The sequence below is a fragment of the Nocardioides sp. GCM10027114 genome, from assembly GCF_042659625.1.
Lineage (GTDB): Bacteria > Actinomycetota > Actinomycetes > Propionibacteriales > Nocardioidaceae > Nocardioides.
This window is the reverse complement of record NZ_JBHSSS010000024.1, coordinates 63332-80921: the sequence shown is the minus strand read 5'-3', so window position 1 is coordinate 80921 and position 17590 is coordinate 63332. Positions and strand designations below refer to the sequence as shown.

The window sequence follows — 17590 nt, the reverse complement described above, 5'->3', positions numbered from 1 at the left end:
TCCGTGGCATCGGGATCATGGAGCGCCGGGGTGGCGAGCGGTCGGGTCAGCCCCGGGACAGCCCGGCCTCGGCCGCTGTCCGGGCGGCCGCTGCCCGGCTCCCGACCCCGAGCTTGGCGAAGATGTTGGTGACGTGCCGGTTGGCCGTCCGCTCGCTGATGAACAGCTCGGCGGCGAGCTGCCGGTTCGTGCGGCCCTCTGCCAGCAGCAGCAGGACCTCACGCTCCCGAGGAGTCAGCGACGCCAACGGGCCCTGCGCGCCGGGCGGTGCGGCAACCCGGTCGGGGTCGCGGGCCGCCACGGCCTCGCGAACCACCGTCCCGGCGATCCCGTTCAGCTCGAGGCCTCGCGGCGTGACCTCGGTGAAGGGGAGCCGGCGCAGCGTCTGCCACGCGTCCTCCACGGCGGCTCCTGCGAGCCCGCCGAGCACCCCCGCGAGCCCCGGTCGCGTGACGACCGGCAGCACCGAGGCCGCCTCCACGACCTCCCGCTCCGCGGGCGTGAGGTCGTCGAGGAGCACCTCGAAGAGCTCCTCGACGACGTCGGGGAGCGGCCCCGGGCCGACGGCCAGGCCCGGACGACGTCCGAACGCCTCCACCGCGAGCTCGATCGCCAGCGGGTGGCCGCGTGCGAAGGCCCGCACGCGCTCGGCCACGACCTCGGTCGCTCCGCGCCGGGCCAGGAGGGCGTCGACGTCGGCCGCTGACATCGGGCCGAGGGCGAGCTCGCCGACGAGGTGCCGCCACCCGGCAGCGGTGCGCCAGCCGAGCTCGGGAGCGCGGCGGCTGGCCACGACCGTGGTCACGCGGTCGGGCAGGGCGGGGACGAGCGATCCCCGCACCCAGTCGTCGATGGGGGCCAGCCGCTCGTAGCTCTCCAGCACCAGGACGTCGGCGCCGGACCGGTCGAGCCGGTCGGCCGCCTCGTCCGGGGAGCTCGGCACCGGCGCGCCCAGGTCCTCGGCCAGCGCCGCCAGGAAGCCCGGCACGGTCGGCGCGGTCTCGCGGCCCCGTACGACGACGGCACCTAGCCCGGCGCCACCGAGCGTGCCGTGCACCAGCGCCGACTTCCCGATGCCGCCGGGGCCCGTCACGAAGACCACGGCGGGGTCGCCGCGGACCAGATCGAGCAGCCGCTGCCGCTCCTCCGCCCGGCCGACCAGGGGGGCCGCGGCCGCGGCCTCGACCCGCTGCCGGACCCGCCTCGAGGCGCCGGTCCCGCTCACGTGGGCAGTCTATTCGCGGTGAGCCCCGAGCCGGGCCGACGTTGGACTGGCGCAGAGTGGGCCAGCGACCGGGTCAACCGGGGACGCTCAGTCGAGCTGGTCCCAGAAGCGCTCACGAAGGCGGTAGCGGATCTGCTCGTTGAGGTCGTAGACGCCGAGTGCGTCGCTCATGTCGACCAGCAGCGCGCGGTCGATGTCACGCGGGATCGACGGCCTCGCAGACTTCAGCGCAGCGAGGTCCTCTGGCGACGCGCTCTGGCGGAAGGAGGACAGCACCTTGGTGACGACCGCGCTGATCTGGTCGTCGTGGTCCGACAGGTCTTCGTAGCCCGGCATGGCGACCGGCTGCTCGCCTGTCGTCGCCCTATAGGCCAGCACGGCGGCCGGGGCGGTCGGCTGGCCGGGCCGGGGGATGGCGGCGAGGTCGAGCGGCGACGGCATGGGGAGCCCGTTGGCGCCGGATGACGTGCGCGTCGGCGGCTGGGGCACGCTGACGGCGACGGCCGGCTCCGGTTGGCGTGGCACCTCGATCTTCATGACCGCGTCGTCGATCGCCCCAGGGGAGAGTACGTCCAGCTCATCGGCTGCGCGGATCAGGTGTCGACTGACGCCGTGTGGCCTGCCGTTGGCGCTCGGCACGGCCAGGACAACCACCTGGACGCCGTGGACCTGTGCTTCCTCGACTGCCTCGGTCAAGTCGTCGTCGCCCGACACCAGGAAGAAGACGTCGGCTGCGCCGTTGCGTGCATGGGCGACCAGATCGAGACCAATGCGTAGGTCGACGCCCTTCTGCTGTCCGTCCACGCCGAACCTGCCGAGCCGCAGCTTCACCTTCGAAAGCTCGCCGATGCGCTCCTGCTGCGCGTCGGGCACACCGTTGCGGGCCGAGTCGTACCAGTGGACTCGGAGGACCGGAAGTCCTGTGCGTTCCTCGGCCTCCGCGATGAGCGAGGCGATCAGCCGTCCGTACTCGACGTGGACTCCGTTGCGTAGCGAGGTCCCCGTCACTCGGGTTGCAGCGGAGGCGAGGAGGTAGCCGGCATCGACGTACAGGGAGCAGGTGGAACGCATGCAACGACGATCGCAGGCGCCGCCGACACGTGTCCGGCGAACTGGCACTTGTGCACGGCGCCTGGAGACCGAGTCAGCCGGTGAGCAGCCGCGCCACCTCGTCCTGGCCCCTGGCCCGGGCGTGCTCGAGGGCGGCCACGCCGTCAGCGTCGGGGATCGACGGGTCGGCGCCGGCGTCGAGGAGCAGCCGCACGATCCGCTGGTGGTCGCGGCCGCCGTCGCCGAGGATCACCGCCTCGAGGAGGGCGGTCCAGCCGAGCCGGTTGACGTGGTCGACGTCGATGCCGGTGGTGAGCACGCGGCGTACGTAGCCGACGTGGCCCCGTTCGCTGGCCGGGATGAGGGAGGTGCCGCCGAACCGGTTGAGCAGGGCGAGGTCGGGGTCGGCGGGCAGCAGTGCCTCGAGCATCGCGACACTGCCGGTCACGCCCGTGACCAGCCACGGGGTGTCCTGCTGGTGGTCGCGGGCGTCGGGGTCGGCGCCGAGGGCGACCAGGAGCCGGGCGACGGCGAGGTGGTCGTGGGTCGCGGCGAGCAGGAGCGCGGTCTGGCCCCGCGCGTTGCGTGCCTCCAGGTCAGCACCTGCCCGCAGGGCGCGGGCGGCGTGGTCGGCGTCTCCCGTGCGCGCCGCCCGCAGCAACGCGGCGTCGGGCTCCGCGGGCCGACGCGCGGTCAGGGCTGGTTCGAGGACCGTCTCGAGGCGGGTGAAGCCTCTGCTGCGGGCCATCTGCAGCGGGGTGAGCCCCTCCCGCACCGAGGGGAGGTCGAGGGCGACGCCCCCGGCCACCAGGACGCGCACCGTGTCCTCGTAGCTGAGAGTGTCCTCGCCGAGCCACACGGCCTCGTGGATCGCCGTCCAGCCGAGCCGGTTGACGTGGTCCCGCTCGACGCCGGCCTGCAGCAGTTCGCCCACGACGAGGTGGTGCCCGCGCTCGGCGGCCCGGATGAGCCCGGTGCCGTCGAAGCTGTCGCGGGACCGGACGTCGGCGCCGCGCTCCAGGGTGAGCCGGAGCAGGTCGAGGTAGCCCTCGCTGGTGGCGATCAGGTACGCCGACTGCTGGGTCCCGTCCTTCGCGTTCACGTCCGCACCGCGCTCGATGAGTGCGGCGGCCCGCCGCACGCGGTTCGCCCAGGCAGCGTCCCGGAGCTTCTCGTCGAGTGCGGCCTGCTCGGCCGCGGTGAGCCTCGGAGGCAAGGACTGGTCCTTCCCGCCGGGCTTCCTGGTCGGTGCCCCGGCGGCCTCAGGCGGTGACGCGGCCACAGTCGGGGCGGTCGAGGTCGACGCTGCCGAGGGGTCCGGTCCAGCCGATACGGTCCCCGTCGAGCAGCCGGCAACCGCGAGGTTCAGGGCAGCGAGCAGCAGGAGGGCCGGCGACGTGGGAGGCATGGTCACTCCACCCTGTCCAGAGCCACGCTCGACGGCAAGGCCCGTCACGCGATCGGGGTGGTCACCCGAGGAGGGCTCCCTGCGTCCCAGCGTCATGGATCAGCTGACCCGTTCGGCGTCCCGATCCGCCAGGTCAGGGCTCCCGGGGCTCCGACGTAGACAGCGCCTGACCGGCCCACTCGAGACGCAGGCGGGCGACGAGGTCCCGTCGGCTGCGGACGCCCACCTTCTCGAAGACCGACTTCAGCCGGTCCTGCACGGTGTAGGGCGACACGAAGAGGGCGCGAGCGATCTGCTCGGTCGACAGCCCGCGGAGCACGAGGGTGACGACGTCGCGCTCGCGCTCGGACAGCCCGTGCGCGCGGAGCACCAGTGGCGCCACCAGCCCGGGTTGGGCAGGCTCCACGACCACCGCGACCTGACCGGCCTGGTCGCCGGTGAGCGTGGCCGCGTGGATCCGCACCCAGGTGCCGCTGCGGGCGCGCAGCCGCAGCGCGGTCTCGCCGTCCGCCGCGGTCACGGCCCGGACCACGGCCACCTGCACCGGTACGGGAAGCCGCCCGGGGCGGTGGGGGGAGGTGTCGGGGAGGTCGGCCAGCCACCGCTCGGCGCCCGGGGTCGCCGAGGTCAGGGACAGGTCACCCGCGACCAGCAGGACGGCCGGCGAGGTGTCGTCGGCCGGGGACTGGGCCGGGTGGAGCATCAGCCCGAGCCTGGTCCCGGCCGCGAGTGCGGGGGAGAGCTGGGCGACGAACCGCACGTCGGCGTCGCGGAACGGCTGCTCGCCGGCGGCGCGGAGCAGGGACAGGGCGCCCCACGCCGTCCCGCGGACCCGCAGCACGGCGTCCAGCGCGTCGTCGAAGCCCCGGGGTGCGAGGAGGTGCTGCCACCGCCAGCTCGCCGCCGGGTCGCCTCCGGTCTCGCCGGTCACCGTGGCAGCCGGCACCCGTCGCCGGGCCAGGTCGGTGAACGCGTTGACGTCGGTCTCTGCGTACTGGCTGCGCACGATCTCGTGCGGGGTCTCGGTCATCCCGGGATTGAAGTGCCCCGTGATCACGAGGTGCTCGGGGTCGAGCGTGAACCAGCAGGGGTGGAAGTCGAACGGCACGACGAGGCGGAGCGCGTTCGCGGCCTCCTGCCAGAACCGCTCGGTGGAGTGCCCGGCGCGCGCCAGGTGTTCGACCTTGTCCCGCACCAGGCGGCGACGGTCCTCGATCAGCACGCTTCGACGGTACGCCCGCCTGCCCCGGTCTGCGCTACCCACTTTTCTGGTCTGGGAGGGACGGCTCCGAGTTCCTAGCGTCGACACCTCCGAACCGGTCCAGACGCGAGAGGACGCACGACATGACCGACCTGAAGGTGAGCCCGCTGATCCGCCGCGCGGGGGAGGGCGAGGGCATCTGGTTCCTGAACACCCTCTTCACGGTGAAGGCCGGGGCCGACGAGGCCGAGGGGGCATTCACGTTCATGGAGCAGCACTGCCCGCCCGGCTTCGCCCCACCACCGCACGTCCACTACGACGAGACCGAGGCCTTCTACATGCTCGACGGCACCATGCACGTGACCGCTGGTGACGTGCAGGGCGTGGTGGGACCTGGGGACTTCGTGCTTCTGCCCAAGGGCATCCCGCACGGCTTCGTGGTGCCCTGGGAGGCGCCGGCGCGATTCATCCACCTCACGTCCCCCGGGCAGTTCGACCACTTCGCACGGGAAGTGGGGGAGCCGGCGCCCGAGCTGGTGATCCCGCCGCCGGGCGAGGTCGACGTCGAGCGACTGCTCGAGGCGGCATCGCGCTACCGCCTCGGCATCCTCACCGAGTAAGCGCCGTGGGCCCCGGCAGCCGCTGGGGCCCACGCATCACGCACCTGGGGATCAGGGGTAGCCGACCACGTAGCTCGGGTCCTCGTAGTTGTCGGGGTCGCCCTCGTCCGGGACGCCGTCCACGGTCGCGCCGACCCCGTTGACGACGTGGCGGATCGTGCCCGGCCCACTGAGGTTCTTGGTCATCACGTGCTCCAGCCGGACCCCCGGCCGCCGCGGCACCAGGTAGCCGTTCTCGGTCACGATGTCGGGGTTGTTGCGGTTGTAGACGTAGACCCCGCCGCCCCACAGCCGGTGCTGCCGGACGTCCTCGCCGACGACGTACGCCGCCCAGCCCAGGCTGCCGTCCGAGGCCGTCCACTCGGCCTGCGTGGGCGGGTCGTAGGGCAGCTCGTTCTGGTAGAGCACGACGCGGCCGCGCTCGCCGTTCCAGATCGTGTTGTGCTCCTGGAAGTGCTCGACGAACAGGCCGGTGGCCGTGACGTCGTCGCCGTCGACGACGACCCCGGTGCGGCCGACGTTGGTGCGCCAGCGCTCGTTGTCGCCGAGGAACCCGTCCTCGAGGTCGAAGTCCTCGACTCCGTGGTCGGCCCGCCACACCCAGGTGTGGTCGATGAGGACGTGGTCGCTCTCGACGCGGAGGGCGGTGTCGACCTTGCCGACGTGGGGGCCGCCGACCCGGAAGTAGACGTCGCTCAGGGTCAGCGGGTTGCCCGCCGACGAGCGGGACCGGCCCTTGCCCGAGTCGCCGCCGCCCACCTGCAGCAGCACCGGCGACTCCTCGAGGCCGGCGTCGACGGTCACGCCGGCGACCACGATGCCCGGACGGTCGGCCACCTCGAGCGGCACGGCGCCGCCGGTCGCGGTCAGCGTCGCGTGGCCGAGCCCGAGCACCACCGTGTTCGGGCGGCCGACGTGGATCGTCTCGCCGATGTCGTAGACACCGGGCGTGAGGAGCAGGTGCCGGCCCCGGGCGAGCGCCTCGTTGATCTTCTCCACCGAGTCACCGGGCCGCGCCACGAAGAAGCGGTCCAGCGAGACCGACCGGCCGGCGGTGGGGCCGTCGGCCCAGCTGACGCCCGCCGTCCCGCGCTGGGCGGCGGGGACCCGGACCTGCCAGCCGTCGTCGTCGCCGACGTACAGGTAGGGCTTCTCCCGGCTCAGCGGCGTCTGCTCCAGCGTGGTGTACGGCGGGTCGGGGAACGTCGCGTCGTCGGGCGCGCCGTCGACGCCGGAGAAGACCTGGTTCCACACCGCGTTGGTCCAGGTGCCGACCTCGCTGTTGCGGGTCAGCCACTGCTGCTGCGAGCCGTTGATGACGGTCTCGGCCCGGCTGTCGGCGATGAAGCCACCGCTGGCGAAGGCGGGGTTGGAGCAGTAGTCCATGAGGGTGAGGCCGCCACCGGTGACGTCGACCCGGCGCATCGAGGAGGCCTGCGAGACCGCCCAGAAGTTGTTCCCGCCGCGGCAGCCGTCCTGGCCGGCGCCGTTCACGTCGATGGTCAGGTTGGACAGGCTCCGCCAGAAGTTGTTCAGCGCGAAGCACTCGACGCTCTCGCCGCCCGGCTCCGCCGGCCGGCCCTCCCCGTCGAAGCAGCGGTTGTAGACCTCGACCTTGCCGTTGATCCGGACGTCGGCCGGCGACGCCCCCAGCCCGGCGACCTCGGTGTAGTAGCCGAGCTTGATCTGCAGGGGCACGGCCGGGCTGCCGTACTCGCCGGGCAGGAAGAGCAGGCTGTAGCCGTCGGAGCCCATCTCCGCGTCGACCTGCTGCGCATGGATCTCGTCGGCGACGGCCTGGATCCGGCTGGTGGGCATCGAGGGGTCGAAGACGACCACGTTGCCGCCGAGGTCGGGCGCACCGGACGGCGGTGGCGCGGACCTGCCGGTCCCGCCGGTCGCGCCGGTCGCGGGGGAGAGGGCCGCCAGCAGCAGGCCGGCGGTTCCCAGGGCGGCGGCACCGACGAACGGTGTCCGGGCGCGTCCGGGCATCGGGTCGTGGGGGGTGCGGGGCATGGCTTCTCCTGTCGCCGAGTCGTGCATGAGAGCGCTCTCACACTGAGCGGCCACCTTGGCACAGGCGTGACCGCGGTCACAAGGTTGCGTCTCGACCCCGGTCGCTCGAGTGGGGGGCGCGCGCTCGTCCGAAAGCCGCAGAACCGGGGCCACCCGGAGCTACAGTCCCTTCAAGGATCGGCTCGGGGGAGTCATTCGGGGGGATGGCATGGTCGAGAGTGGACTGTGTGGCGAGGACAGGTCGTTCGACCACTACGCGCGCCTCGTGTGCCGCCTGCTGCAGGTGCCGACCGCGCTGGTCTCCATCGTCGAGACGCACCGGCAGGTCTTCCCGGGCGCCGTCGGGCTCGCCGAGCGGTTCGCCGCGACCCGGGAGACCCCGCTCTCGTACTCCTTCTGCAAGCACGTCGTGGGGGACCAGCAGCCGCTGATCGTCCCCGACGCCCGGTGCGACACCCGGCTGGCGGACAGCCCCGCGGTCAGCGAGCTCGACGTGATCGCCTACGCCGGCTGGCCGCTCCGCGACGGGACGGGCCGGGTGGTCGGCTCGCTGTGCGCGATCGACAGCGAGCCGCGGGCGTGGACCGACGAGGACCTCCAGGTGCTGCAGGACCTCGCCCTCGCCTGCTCCGCCGAGCTCCGGCAGGCCCAGCGGCTGCGCGAGGACAGCGAGCAGCTGGCCCGGACCATCTTCGGCGCCGTCGACGTGGCCATGATCTTCTACGACGAGAAGCACGACCTCGTCCTCGCCAACGAGCTGGCCGAGCGCCTCGCCGATCGGGCCGGCTTCCGGCTCGACGAGCCGCCGTACGCCGGGGCGCACGTGCGCCGGGCGGACAACCGGACCCCGATCCCGCCGCCGGACCAGATCATCCCGCGGGCGCTGCGCGGCGACCTGGTGGGCCACGAGATGGAGTGGGTCGGGCCGCCGGGGCGTCAGACAGCCGTGGTCGCGTCCTCGCAGCAGGTCGTGCGGGCCGACGGGGTGCCGTGGGGCACACTCGTCGCGGCCCACGACGTCACGGACCTCGCCAGGTCCCTGCAGGTCAAGGACGAGTTCGTGGCCACCGTGTCCCACGAGCTGCGCACGCCGCTCACCTCGGTCCTCGGCTACCTCGAGCTGCTCGAGGACGAGCTCGAGGCGCCGGGTCCGCTCGTGGCCAAGGCGCTGGAGACGATGAGGCGCGGCGGCGTCCAGCTGCAGGAGCGGATCGGGGAGCTGCTCGACACCGCAGACCGGCGGAGGCACCTCGACCTGCGCTCGACCGACGTCTCGCTGCTGGCGCAGCGGCTGGCGTCGACCTTCCGCAAGCAGGCGCGGACCGCCGGTGTCGCGCTGCGTGTGGAGGCCGCCGACCCCCACTGGGCCGTCGTCGACGCGCGCCGGATCGAGCAGGCCCTCGAGAACCTCGTGTCGAACGCGCTCAAGTACACCCCGTCCGGCGGGCACGTGACGGTCTCCGTCCTCACGAAGGGCGACACCATCGGGGTCCTGGTCACCGACACGGGGGTCGGCATGGCCGAGGACGAGGTGGCGCAGGCCTTCAACAGCTTCTGGCGCTCCGAACGGGCCCACCGCGAGGCGATCCAGGGGTTCGGGATCGGGCTGACCCTGGTGCAGGACATCGTCTCGGCGCACCACGGCTGCGTGGACATCACCAGCCGACCCGGGGAGGGGACCACGGTGACCCTGAGCCTGCCCCGCAGCTGCGACGCCGGGTGACGCGGCACGGGCCGGGCCCTCGGCCCGTGCGGCCCGGTCCCTAGGTCCCTGTCGCACTGGTCGGCGCACGCCCATCGTGGGGTGGATGGTGCTCCGTGACCGGCCCGACGCGGGTCGACAGCTCGCCCGACGACTCGAGGACCTGCGGAACGACGACGTCGTCGTCCTCGGCCTGCCGCGCGGCGGGGTGCCGGTGGCGGCCGAGGTGGCCGCCGCCCTGCACGCCCCGCTCGACGTCATCGTCGTCCGGAAGCTGGGGGTGCCCTTCCAGCCGGAGCTGGCGATGGGCGCCATCGGCGAGGGCGGCTTCACCGTCGAGAACCGCGACCTGGTGAACAGGGCCGGCATCGATGCCGGCGAGTGGCGGGTCGTCGAGGAGCGGGAGCGCCAGGAGCTGGCCAAACGGGTCGCCCGGTTCCGGCGCGGCCGCGACCGGGTCGACCTGCACGGTCGGGTCGCGGTGGTCGTCGACGACGGGGTGGCGACCGGAGCGACCGCGCGCGTCGCCTGTGATGTCGCGCGCCACCTCGGGGCCGCCCGCGTGGTGCTCGCCGTGCCGGTCGCCCCCGTGGACGCGTCGGGCATGTTCGCGGACGTCGACCGCTTCGTCTGCGTCGGGACGCCGGAGCCGTTCGGCTCGGTGGGCCAGCACTACGACGACTTCGCTCCCACCAGCGACGACGAGGTGGTCGTCCTGCTGGACGCGGCGGACCGGCGCGTGGCCGAGGAGCGGCTCACGCTCGAGCACGACCTCGAGGTCGAGGTGCCCGCGGGCGGCGTCGTCCTGCCGGGGCGGCTGCACCTGCCGGCCGGGGCGCGCGGGGTCGTCGTCTTCGCGCACGGGAGCGGCAGCAGCCGGCACAGCCCCCGCAACCGGTACGTCGCCTCGGTGCTGCAGCAGGCCGGCTGCGGCACGCTGCAGATGGACCTGCTCACGCCCGAGGAGGAGCACGACCGACGCCGCGTCTTCGACATCGACCTGCTGGCGTCGCGGCTGGTCGCAGCGACCGCCTGGCTGCGCTCGCGGCCGGAGGTCGCGGGCGCCCGGGTCGGCTACTTCGGGGCCAGCACCGGCGCCGCGGCCGCATTGGTGGCTGCCGCCGAGCTGGGGCCGGTGGTCGCCGCGGTCGTCTCGCGCGGCGGCCGGCCCGACCTCGCCCGCGAGCGCCTCGCCGAGGTGACGGCGCCGACGCTGCTGGTGGTGGGTGGCCGGGACGAGCTGGTCCTCGACCTCAACCGGGAGGCGCAGGCGCTGCTGCGCTGCCCGAGCCGGCTGGCGGTGGTCCCCGGGGCGACGCACCTCTTCGAGGAGCCCGGAACCCTCTCCGAGGCGGCGGGACACGCCACCGACTGGTTCGCCGAGCACCTGCTGGAGACCCCGGCCGGCGTCACGGGCAGGTGACCGACACCGTGCCCGGCTGCTCCTCGTCTTCGCTGCTGAAGGTGCCCTCGTAGTCGACGGCGGTGCCGTCGAGCGAGAGGCCGGTGCCGTCGGGGGGCAGCGTCGACGTAAACGTCGCGTCGGGGGTGGTGACGACCGCCGCGCCGACCCAGTCGCCACCCTCCCGCCGGGCGCTCAGCTCGAGCTGCAGTCCGTCGACGGCGAGCCGGTTGACCCGCACCTCGATGGCGTCGTCCGTCACCGAGCAGTCGAAGCTCTGCGCGCCGCCGGGAGCGAAGGAGTAGGTCGTCCCGCCGACCGTCGCGGTCGGCACGCCTCCGGGCAGGGCGCAGCTCACCGCGACCGCGGCGGGGACCCGCGTGGCTCCGGCCGCGTCGAAGTCCTCGACCCGGCTCACGGTGCCCTCGAAGCTGAGCGAGTCCTCGCCGATCACGAGCGGTGCGGCGTCCGCCGGCAGGGTCGCGGAGTACTGCAGGTTGGCGCCGCCGCCCTGCTGGAAGGCCAGCCTGCCGGTCCAGCTGTCGCCCTGGCGGACGACCTGCAGCAGCAGGTCCTGCCCCTCGGCGGTCTGGAAGCCGACCTGGATCCGGTCGGGGCCGATGTCACACACGTGGGACACCGACCCGGCCGCCTCGTAGTCGAGCCGGCCGTCGTCGACGTCGGCCCAAGCGGTCGCCGGATCCGCCGTCAGGGTCGGCTCACCCTCCCGGACGTCCCCCGCAGCCTGGTCGGCCGGCGGTGACTCCTCCGAGGCAGTGGTCTCGCCGCCGTCGGCGGTGGCGCCGGTGTCGCCGGTGCCGTCGCCCCCGCCGCACCCGGTGAGACACAGCCCCACCACCAGTCCCGAGACCACGGCCGTGCGGTGTCGCAGGTGTCTCCTGGTCATCAGGCCTCCCAGGTCGCTGTGCGCCTCCTCGCACGCTAGCGACGGCGGGACGTTGAGTCGCCCCGGACAATGGGGAAATGGAACTCCAGGGAGCGCGCACCTTCGTCGCCGGCGCCACGGGCGCCCTCGGCGGGTCACTGACCGACGCCCTGCTCGAGCGCGGTGCCCGCGTCGTGCCGGGCGGGCGGGACGCCGACCGGCTCGCCGAGGTCGCCGGGCGCTGCGGCACCACCGGGGTCATGTTCGACGCCGTCGACGTCGACTCCTGCGAGGCCGCCACGAAGCAGGCGGTGGAGCAGCTCGACGGGCTCGACCTGCTGGTCGTCACGGTCGGCGCCGCCGGCTTCGGCAAGGCGCTCGAGACCTCGGCCGCGCTGACGGAGGAGCTGTTCGCCGTCAACGTGCTCGGCCCGATGTCGCTGGTGAGGGCCGCGGCGCCACACCTCTCGGAGGGCGCCACGATCTGCGTGCTGTCCGCCGTCCTGGCGGACCTGCCCACGGCGGGGATGGCCGACTACTCGGCGGCGAAGACCGCGCTGTCGACCTGGCTCGGCGTGCTGCGGCGCGAGAACCGGCGGCGGCTGCGGGTGCTCGACGTACGTCCGCCGCACCTCGACACCGGCCTCGACCAGCGCGCCCTCGGTGGCGAGCCGCCGCGGTTGCCGGCGCCCATGCCGGCCTCGCGCGTGGTGGAGGCCGTCGTGGACGCCCTCGCGGCTGACGCTACGGAGATCGTCGCCGACCGGGAGGCGGGGCTGCTGGCCCGCTGACCTGCGTGGCCCCGCCGCGGCATCATGGACCGTGTGCGCGGCCTGCTGCTGGACCTCGACGGCGTGCTGTACGTCGGTGACGAGCCGGTCGCCGGTGCCGCTCAGGCGGTCGGCTGGTTCCGCGAGCACGACGTACCGCACCGGTTCCTCACCAACACGACCTCCCGCCCGCGCGAGGCGATCGTCGCGAAGCTGGCGAGCATGGGGCTCGAGGTCGGGGCCGACGAGGTGATCACCCCGGCGGTCGCGGCCGTGGCGTGGCTGCGGGAGCGCGCGATCGAACGGCCGGCGCTGTTCGTGCCCGGCGCGACCGCGGCGGAGTTCGCGATGCTGTCGCCGCTGCCGGACGGTCTCGACGGGACCGCCGGGGGAGCTGGGGCGGTCGTCGTCGGCGACCTCGGCCGGGGCTGGGACTTCGACACGCTCAACCGGGCGTTCCGGCTGCTGATGGCGGACCCGGCCGTGCCGCTGGTCGCCCTGGGCCTCACCCGCTACTGGCGCGCCGAGGACGGGTTGCGGCTCGACGCCGGCCCCTACGTCCGGGCGCTGGAGTACGCCACCGGTCGCGAGGCCGTCGTGCTGGGCAAGCCCGACGCCGGGTTCTACCGCTCCGCGGTGTCCGCGCTCGGGCTCGAGGGCCCTGGCACCGCCGCAGCCACCGTCATGGTGGGTGACGACGTCCGCGGCGACGTCGGTGGCGCCCAGGCGGCCGGCCTGGTGGGCGTCCTGGTCCGGACCGGCAAGTTCTCGTCCGCCGACCTGGACGGCGCCGTCGTGCCCGACGCCGTCCTCGACTCGGTCGCCGACCTTCCGGGATGGTGGGGCAGCGCCTGACCGGCGTCAGGCCAGCGCGCTCGCCAACGAGTGGTAGAGCGGGATGCCCAGCGCGAGGTTGAACGGGAAGGTGATCCCGAGGGAGGCCGTCAGCGCGTGGCCGAGGTTGGCCTCCGGCAGCGAGACCTCGACCGCCGCCGGAGCCGCGATGTAGGACGCGCTGCCGGCCATCGCACCGAAGACCGCTGCTCCGCCCACCGACAGTCCCGCCATCGTGCCGATCACGGCGCCCAGGCTTCCCGCCGCCAGCGGCATGAGGATGGCGAAGCCCAGCAGGAAGACCCCGGACTCCCGGACCTCGCGCAGCCGGTGACCTGCGGTGATGCCCAGGTGCAGCAGGAAGATGACCAGCACGCCGGCGAACGGGGTGACGAAGACCGGCTCGACCAGCGCGCGGTTCGCGTCGCCCGCCACGGCGCCGATCACGATCCCGCCGAGGAGCAGCAGCATGCTCGAGCCGGCCAGCACCTCGCCCACCGCTGCCCGGAGGCTGCCGCCGCCCTCGCGGGCCCGCTGGGCGAGGGCGAGCGCGATCAGGATGCCGGGCACCTCGAGCACGGCCAACAGGGCCGGGAGGAACGCCTCGGGGGCCGGGCCGACCCCGACCGTGGTGGCGAAGGCCAGCGCGGCGGCGAAGGTCACCGCGGAGACCGAGCCGTAGTGGGCCGCGATCCCGGCGGCGTCGACGACGGAGAACTTGCCCCACCGCTCGAGGACCAGGAAGGCCACGATGGGGATCACGGCGCCGAGGGCGAGCGTGGCGGCGATCGGACCGGCCAGCTCGCCGGGGGAGGCATCCACCAGGGCGGCCCCGCCCTTGAGGCCGATCGCGAGGAGCAGGTACGCCGAGAGCAGCCGTGCCGCGTTCGTCGGGATGTGCAGGTCGCTGCGGACCAGCACGGCGAGGATGCCGAGCAGGAAAGCCAGGATCGCCGGGTGGGTGAGGTTGGCCAGGGCCAGGTCGATGCTTGACATGGAGGAGTCCGTTCCGGGGAGGCCCCTGGGTCGGCAGCTCAGGAAGCCTGCGTCCGAAAGCATGGTTTGCGCTGCATGCATTCCACCGGTCGCCGGTGGCCGCTGTCAATGTGACGTGGCCGACAAAGCATGGTTTGTAGTGCATGTTTTGTACGCTGGGTGACGCGTACTGCGACCGAGAGAAAGGAGCGTCGATGACCACGACCGTGGAGCAGCCCGGGTGGACGTTCCTGACCAACCACGCGCACGTGCTGATCTGCATCGCCGGCAACGGCGACCTCCGCATCAGCGAGATCGCCGACCGGGTGGGCATCGGCGAGCGCGCCACCCAGAGCATCCTCAACGACCTCGTCGAGGCCGGGTACCTCCAGAAGACCAAGGTCGGGCGGCGCAACCGCTACGACATCGACCCGGAGCGCCACCTGCGCCATCCGCTGGAGGCCCACCACCGAATCGGCGAGCTGCTCGGGGCCCTGGCCGACTGACACCCGGCGCCGGTCCCGAGCCGGCCCGGCAATCGGCCCGAAATGGGCGAGGCCCCGGCCGCCTCGTGGGCGGCCGGGGCCTGCTTGCTGCCGGGTCGGGCTCAGGCGAGGTCGAAGCGGTCGAGCTCCATGACCTTCACCCAGGCGCCGACGAAGTCACGCACGAGCTTCTCCTGCGCGTCGTCGGCCGCGTAGACCTCCGCGATGCCTCGCAGCTGCGAGTTGGCGCCGAACACGAGGTCGGCTGCCGTCGCGGTCCAGCGGGTCTCACCGGAGGCCACGTCCTTGATGTCGAAGACGTTCTCGACGTCGGCCGAGGCCTTCCACTCGGCGCCCGGCGCGAGCAGGTTGACGAAGAAGTCGTTCGTCAGGATGCCCGGCCGATCGGTGAGGACGCCGTGCTGCGAGCCGCCGGCGTTGGCGCCGAGGGCGCGCATGCCGCCCACGAGCACCGTCATCTCCGGCGCCGTCAGCGTCAGCAGGTTGGCCTTGTCGAGGAGCAGCGTCTCGAGGTGCTGCTTCTCGCCCGGCCGCACGTAGTTCCGGAACCCGTCGGCCCGCGGCTCGAGCACCGCGAACGAGTCGACGTCGGTCTGCTCCTGCGTGGCGTCGGTCCGGCCCGGCGTGAACGGGACGGTGACGTCCACCCCGGCGTCCTTCGCGGCCTTCTCGACCGCGGCGCCGCCGGCCAGGACGATCAGGTCGGCCAGCGAGACCTTCCTGCCGCCGGTCTGGGCGTCGTTGAAGTCCCGCTGGATCCCCTCGAGGGTCTCGAGGACCGTGGCGAGGGTCTCCGGGTCGTTCGCCGCCCAGCCGCGCTGCGGCTCGAGGCGGATGCGGGCGCCGTTGGCGCCGCCCCGCTTGTCGGTGCCGCGGAAGGTGGAGGCCGAGGCCCATGCCGTGGTCACCAACTGCTGGACGGACAGGCCCGACTCGAGGACCTTCGCCTTGAGGGCCGCGACGTCGTCGTCGCTGACCAGCTCGTGGTCGACCGCCGGGACCGGGTCCATCCAGATCTGCGGCTCGGGGACCCAGGGACCGAGGTAGCGGGCCACCGGGCCCATGTCGCGGTGGAGCAGCTTGAACCACGCGCGGGCGAAGGCGTCGGCCAGCTCGTCGGGGTTCTCCATGAACCGGCGCGAGATCCTGGCGTACTCCGGGTCGGCCAGCAGTGCGAGGTCGGTGGTCGCCATCATCGGCGCGTGGCGCACCGACGGGTCGTGGGCGTCCGGCACGGTGTCCGCGCCGGCACCGTCCTTGGGTCGCCACTGCTTGGCGCCCGCAGGGCTCTCGGTGAGCTCCCACTCGTAGGCGAACAGGGTCTCGAAGTAGGAGTTGTCCCACTCGATCGGGGTCGGGGTCCAGGCGCCCTCGAGGCCGCTGGTGATGGTGTCCTTGCCCTTGCCGGTGCCGTGGCTGCTGATCCAGCCGAGGCCCTGGTGGTCGATCGGGCAGCCCTCGGGCTCGGGGCCGACGAGGTCCGGGTTGCCGGCGCCGTGGGCCTTGCCGAAGGTGTGGCCGCCGGCGATCAGCGCGACGGTCTCCTCGTCGTTCATCGCCATCCGGCCGAAGGTGAGCCGGATGTCGTGGGCGGCGGCGAGCGGGTCCGGCCTGCCCTGCGGGCCCTCCGGGTTGACGTAGATGAGCCCCATCGTGACGTTGCCGAACGGCGTGCCCTCGAGGTCGAGCGGCGCGTCGCCGCTGTAGCGCTCGTCGCCGACCCAGGTCTCCTCGGTGCCCCAGAAGATCTCCTCGGGCTCGTAGATGTCCGGGCGTCCGAAGCCGAAGCCGAACGTCTTGAAGCCCATCGACTCCAGCGCGACGTTGCCGGTGAAGACCAGCAGGTCGGCCCACGAGATCTTCTTGCCGTACTTCTTCTTGATCGGCCACAGCAGGCGGCGGGCCTTGTCGAGGTTGGCGTTGTCGGGCCAGCTGTTGAGCGGGGCGAACCGCTGCGAGCCGTCGCTGCCGCCGCCGCGGCCGTCCTCGATGCGGTAGGTGCCGGCGGCGTGCCAGCTCATGCGGATGAACAGCGGGCCGTAGTGGCCGTAGTCGGCCGGCCACCAGTCCTGGGTGTCCGTCATGAGGGCGAGGACGTCCTTGCGGAGCTCCTCGACGTCGAGCTTCTCGAACTCCTCGGCGTAGTCGAAGTCCTCACCCATCGGGTTGCCGCGCGGGGAGTTCTGGTGCAGGACGTTCAGGTTCAGCTGGTTGGGCCACCAGTCACGGTTGGTGCGGGGCCGGTGAGCGGTCGGCGTGGGGGCGTCGATGACCGGGTTTTCGCTCTCGCTGCCGGGTGCGGACACGTCGGTGCTTCTCCTGTTCGGTGGGGGGGCAGTTCACGGGCTGACCGGGGTGGCGGCACAGCGGGCGCACCGGCCCCAGTAGATGACCTCGGCCTCGTCGATGGCGAAGCCGTGGTCCTCGGACGCCGTCAGGCAGGGGGCCCCGCCGACGGCGCAGTCGACGTCGGCAATGGTCCCGCAGGACCGGCAGACGACGTGGTGGTGGTTGTCGCCCACCCGGGCCTCGTAGCGTGCTACCGAGCCCGACGGCTGGATGCGACGGACCAGTCCCGCCTCCGTCAGCGCGCGTAGCACGTCGTAGACGGCCTGGTGCGAGACGGTGGGCAGGTCGCGGCGCACGGCGCCGATGATCGCGTCGGTGTCGGCGTGCGCGTGCCCGTGCACGGCAGCCAGCACCGCCAGCCTCGGACGCGTCACGCGGAGGGTGGCCGCACGCAGCATGCCCTCGAAGTCCGGGGTGGAGGTCACGCGGCGCACTATGCCGTCTTTTCTTGACTCGATCAAGACTGAAGTTCTCGCCGGCCCCAGGGGCGAGTGTCCTGGCCTGCGACTCGCCGCGGAGGCGGTACGGTTGCGGGTCGCAACCGGCTCCAAAGTTCTGCTGTCGCAGGGGCGACGAGCAGTGCACAATGCAGGGGAACCAGGAGGCCGTGGTGCGCGCACGGGAGGGGCTCGGGGCCGGTGTCTCC

General features: G+C 73.1%; 15 protein-coding genes. 6 read left to right on the top strand and 9 right to left on the bottom strand.

All coding sequences use genetic code 11. The features are described from left to right. Nucleotides 1-46: 46 nt before the first annotated feature. From ACFP2E_RS12680 to ACFP2E_RS12665, 4 genes are all read right to left on the bottom strand, one after another. Nucleotides 47-1225 carry a LuxR C-terminal-related transcriptional regulator gene (locus ACFP2E_RS12680; RefSeq protein WP_378523520.1) on the bottom strand — a complete coding sequence of 393 codons (1179 nt, stop codon included), beginning with the start codon at nucleotides 1223-1225 and terminating at the stop codon, nucleotides 47-49. An 87-nt stretch (nucleotides 1226-1312) separates the two neighbouring features. Beyond that, nucleotides 1313-2296, bottom strand: a complete 984-nt coding sequence (locus ACFP2E_RS12675; protein ID WP_378523519.1) for an NYN domain-containing protein — start codon at nucleotides 2294-2296, stop codon at nucleotides 1313-1315. A gap of 73 nt (nucleotides 2297-2369) precedes the next feature. Then, a complete protein-coding gene (locus tag ACFP2E_RS12670) occupies nucleotides 2370-3491 on the bottom strand; it encodes an ankyrin repeat domain-containing protein (RefSeq protein WP_378523518.1) in 1122 nt (373 codons plus the stop codon). A gap of 325 nt (nucleotides 3492-3816) precedes the next feature. Beyond that, the gene (locus tag ACFP2E_RS12665) at nucleotides 3817-4905 is read right to left on the bottom strand and encodes a LuxR C-terminal-related transcriptional regulator (RefSeq protein WP_378523517.1); all 1089 of its coding nucleotides are present in this window, start codon (nucleotides 4903-4905) and stop codon (nucleotides 3817-3819) included. Between the two features lie 122 nt (nucleotides 4906-5027). On the opposite strand from ACFP2E_RS12665, the gene ACFP2E_RS12660 reads away from it, so the two are divergent. Next, on the top strand, nucleotides 5028-5504 hold the full coding sequence (locus tag ACFP2E_RS12660; RefSeq protein WP_378523516.1) for a quercetin 2,3-dioxygenase: 477 nt from the start codon (nucleotides 5028-5030) through the stop codon (nucleotides 5502-5504). 51 nt (nucleotides 5505-5555) lie between these two features. On the opposite strand, the gene ACFP2E_RS12655 is transcribed toward ACFP2E_RS12660, so the two are convergent. Further along, complete coding sequence (locus ACFP2E_RS12655) at nucleotides 5556-7520, bottom strand: hypothetical protein (protein ID WP_378523515.1); 1965 nt, start codon at nucleotides 7518-7520, stop codon at nucleotides 5556-5558. A gap of 208 nt (nucleotides 7521-7728) precedes the next feature. On the opposite strand from ACFP2E_RS12655, the gene ACFP2E_RS12650 reads away from it, so the two are divergent. Beyond that, nucleotides 7729-9243 (top strand): ATP-binding protein, encoded by a 1515-nt coding sequence (locus tag ACFP2E_RS12650; RefSeq protein ID WP_378523514.1) that lies wholly within the window; start codon nucleotides 7729-7731, stop codon nucleotides 9241-9243. Nucleotides 9244-9328: 85 nt separating this feature from the next. Then, nucleotides 9329-10645: a phosphoribosyltransferase family protein gene (locus tag ACFP2E_RS12645; RefSeq protein WP_378523513.1), complete on the top strand. Its 1317-nt coding sequence runs from the start codon at nucleotides 9329-9331 to the stop codon at nucleotides 10643-10645. On the opposite strand, the gene ACFP2E_RS12640 is transcribed toward ACFP2E_RS12645, so the two are convergent. Beyond that, on the bottom strand, nucleotides 10632-11531 hold the full coding sequence (locus ACFP2E_RS12640; protein ID WP_378523512.1) for a hypothetical protein: 900 nt from the start codon (nucleotides 11529-11531) through the stop codon (nucleotides 10632-10634). The genes ACFP2E_RS12645 and ACFP2E_RS12640 overlap by 14 nt on opposite strands. A 77-nt stretch (nucleotides 11532-11608) precedes the next feature. Between ACFP2E_RS12640 and ACFP2E_RS12635 the strand changes: the two genes are divergently transcribed. Further along, the gene (locus tag ACFP2E_RS12635; RefSeq protein ID WP_378523511.1) at nucleotides 11609-12301 is read left to right on the top strand and encodes an SDR family NAD(P)-dependent oxidoreductase; all 693 of its coding nucleotides are present in this window, start codon (nucleotides 11609-11611) and stop codon (nucleotides 12299-12301) included. A gap of 33 nt (nucleotides 12302-12334) precedes the next feature. Next, nucleotides 12335-13135 carry a TIGR01458 family HAD-type hydrolase gene (locus ACFP2E_RS12630; RefSeq protein ID WP_378523510.1) on the top strand — a complete coding sequence of 267 codons (801 nt, stop codon included), beginning with the start codon at nucleotides 12335-12337 and terminating at the stop codon, nucleotides 13133-13135. Between the two features lie 6 nt (nucleotides 13136-13141). Here the strand turns inward: ACFP2E_RS12630 and ACFP2E_RS12625 are convergent, their stop codons facing one another. Next, complete coding sequence (locus ACFP2E_RS12625; protein ID WP_378523509.1) at nucleotides 13142-14110, bottom strand: sodium-dependent bicarbonate transport family permease; 969 nt, start codon at nucleotides 14108-14110, stop codon at nucleotides 13142-13144. 194 nt (nucleotides 14111-14304) lie between these two features. On the opposite strand from ACFP2E_RS12625, the gene ACFP2E_RS12620 reads away from it, so the two are divergent. Beyond that, entirely contained in the window at nucleotides 14305-14595 is a 291-nt protein-coding gene (locus tag ACFP2E_RS12620) for a helix-turn-helix transcriptional regulator (RefSeq protein WP_378523508.1), read from the top strand. A 101-nt stretch (nucleotides 14596-14696) separates the two neighbouring features. Here ACFP2E_RS12620 and katG read toward each other — a convergent pair whose 3' ends face one another. Together katG and ACFP2E_RS12610 are read right to left on the bottom strand one after the other, a co-directional pair. Next, on the bottom strand, nucleotides 14697-16901 hold the full coding sequence (gene katG, locus ACFP2E_RS12615) for a catalase/peroxidase HPI (protein WP_378523507.1): 2205 nt from the start codon (nucleotides 16899-16901) through the stop codon (nucleotides 14697-14699). A 33-nt stretch (nucleotides 16902-16934) separates the two neighbouring features. After that, nucleotides 16935-17342, bottom strand: coding sequence for a Fur family transcriptional regulator (locus ACFP2E_RS12610; protein WP_378523642.1), 408 nt, complete (start codon nucleotides 17340-17342; stop codon nucleotides 16935-16937). Between the last annotated feature and the right edge of the window lie 248 nt (nucleotides 17343-17590).

Excerpts from the sequence above, each read along its gene's own strand:
- ACFP2E_RS12675 (WP_378523519.1), bottom strand. The coding sequence starts at position 2,296 with ATGCGTTCCACCTGCTCCCTGTACGTCGATGCCGGCTACCTCCTCGCC.
- ACFP2E_RS12660 (WP_378523516.1), top strand. The coding sequence starts at position 5,028 with ATGACCGACCTGAAGGTGAGCCCGCTGATCCGCCGCGCGGGGGAGGGC.
- ACFP2E_RS12655 (WP_378523515.1), bottom strand. The coding sequence starts at position 7,520 with ATGCCCCGCACCCCCCACGACCCGATGCCCGGACGCGCCCGGACACCG.
- ACFP2E_RS12650 (WP_378523514.1), top strand. The coding sequence starts at position 7,729 with ATGGTCGAGAGTGGACTGTGTGGCGAGGACAGGTCGTTCGACCACTAC.
- ACFP2E_RS12645 (WP_378523513.1), top strand. The coding sequence starts at position 9,329 with ATGGTGCTCCGTGACCGGCCCGACGCGGGTCGACAGCTCGCCCGACGA.
- ACFP2E_RS12640 (WP_378523512.1), bottom strand. The coding sequence starts at position 11,531 with ATGACCAGGAGACACCTGCGACACCGCACGGCCGTGGTCTCGGGACTG.
- ACFP2E_RS12635 (WP_378523511.1), top strand. The coding sequence starts at position 11,609 with ATGGAACTCCAGGGAGCGCGCACCTTCGTCGCCGGCGCCACGGGCGCC.
- ACFP2E_RS12625 (WP_378523509.1), bottom strand. The coding sequence starts at position 14,110 with ATGTCAAGCATCGACCTGGCCCTGGCCAACCTCACCCACCCGGCGATC.
- ACFP2E_RS12620 (WP_378523508.1), top strand. The coding sequence starts at position 14,305 with ATGACCACGACCGTGGAGCAGCCCGGGTGGACGTTCCTGACCAACCAC.
- ACFP2E_RS12610 (WP_378523642.1), bottom strand. The coding sequence starts at position 17,342 with ATGCTGCGTGCGGCCACCCTCCGCGTGACGCGTCCGAGGCTGGCGGTG.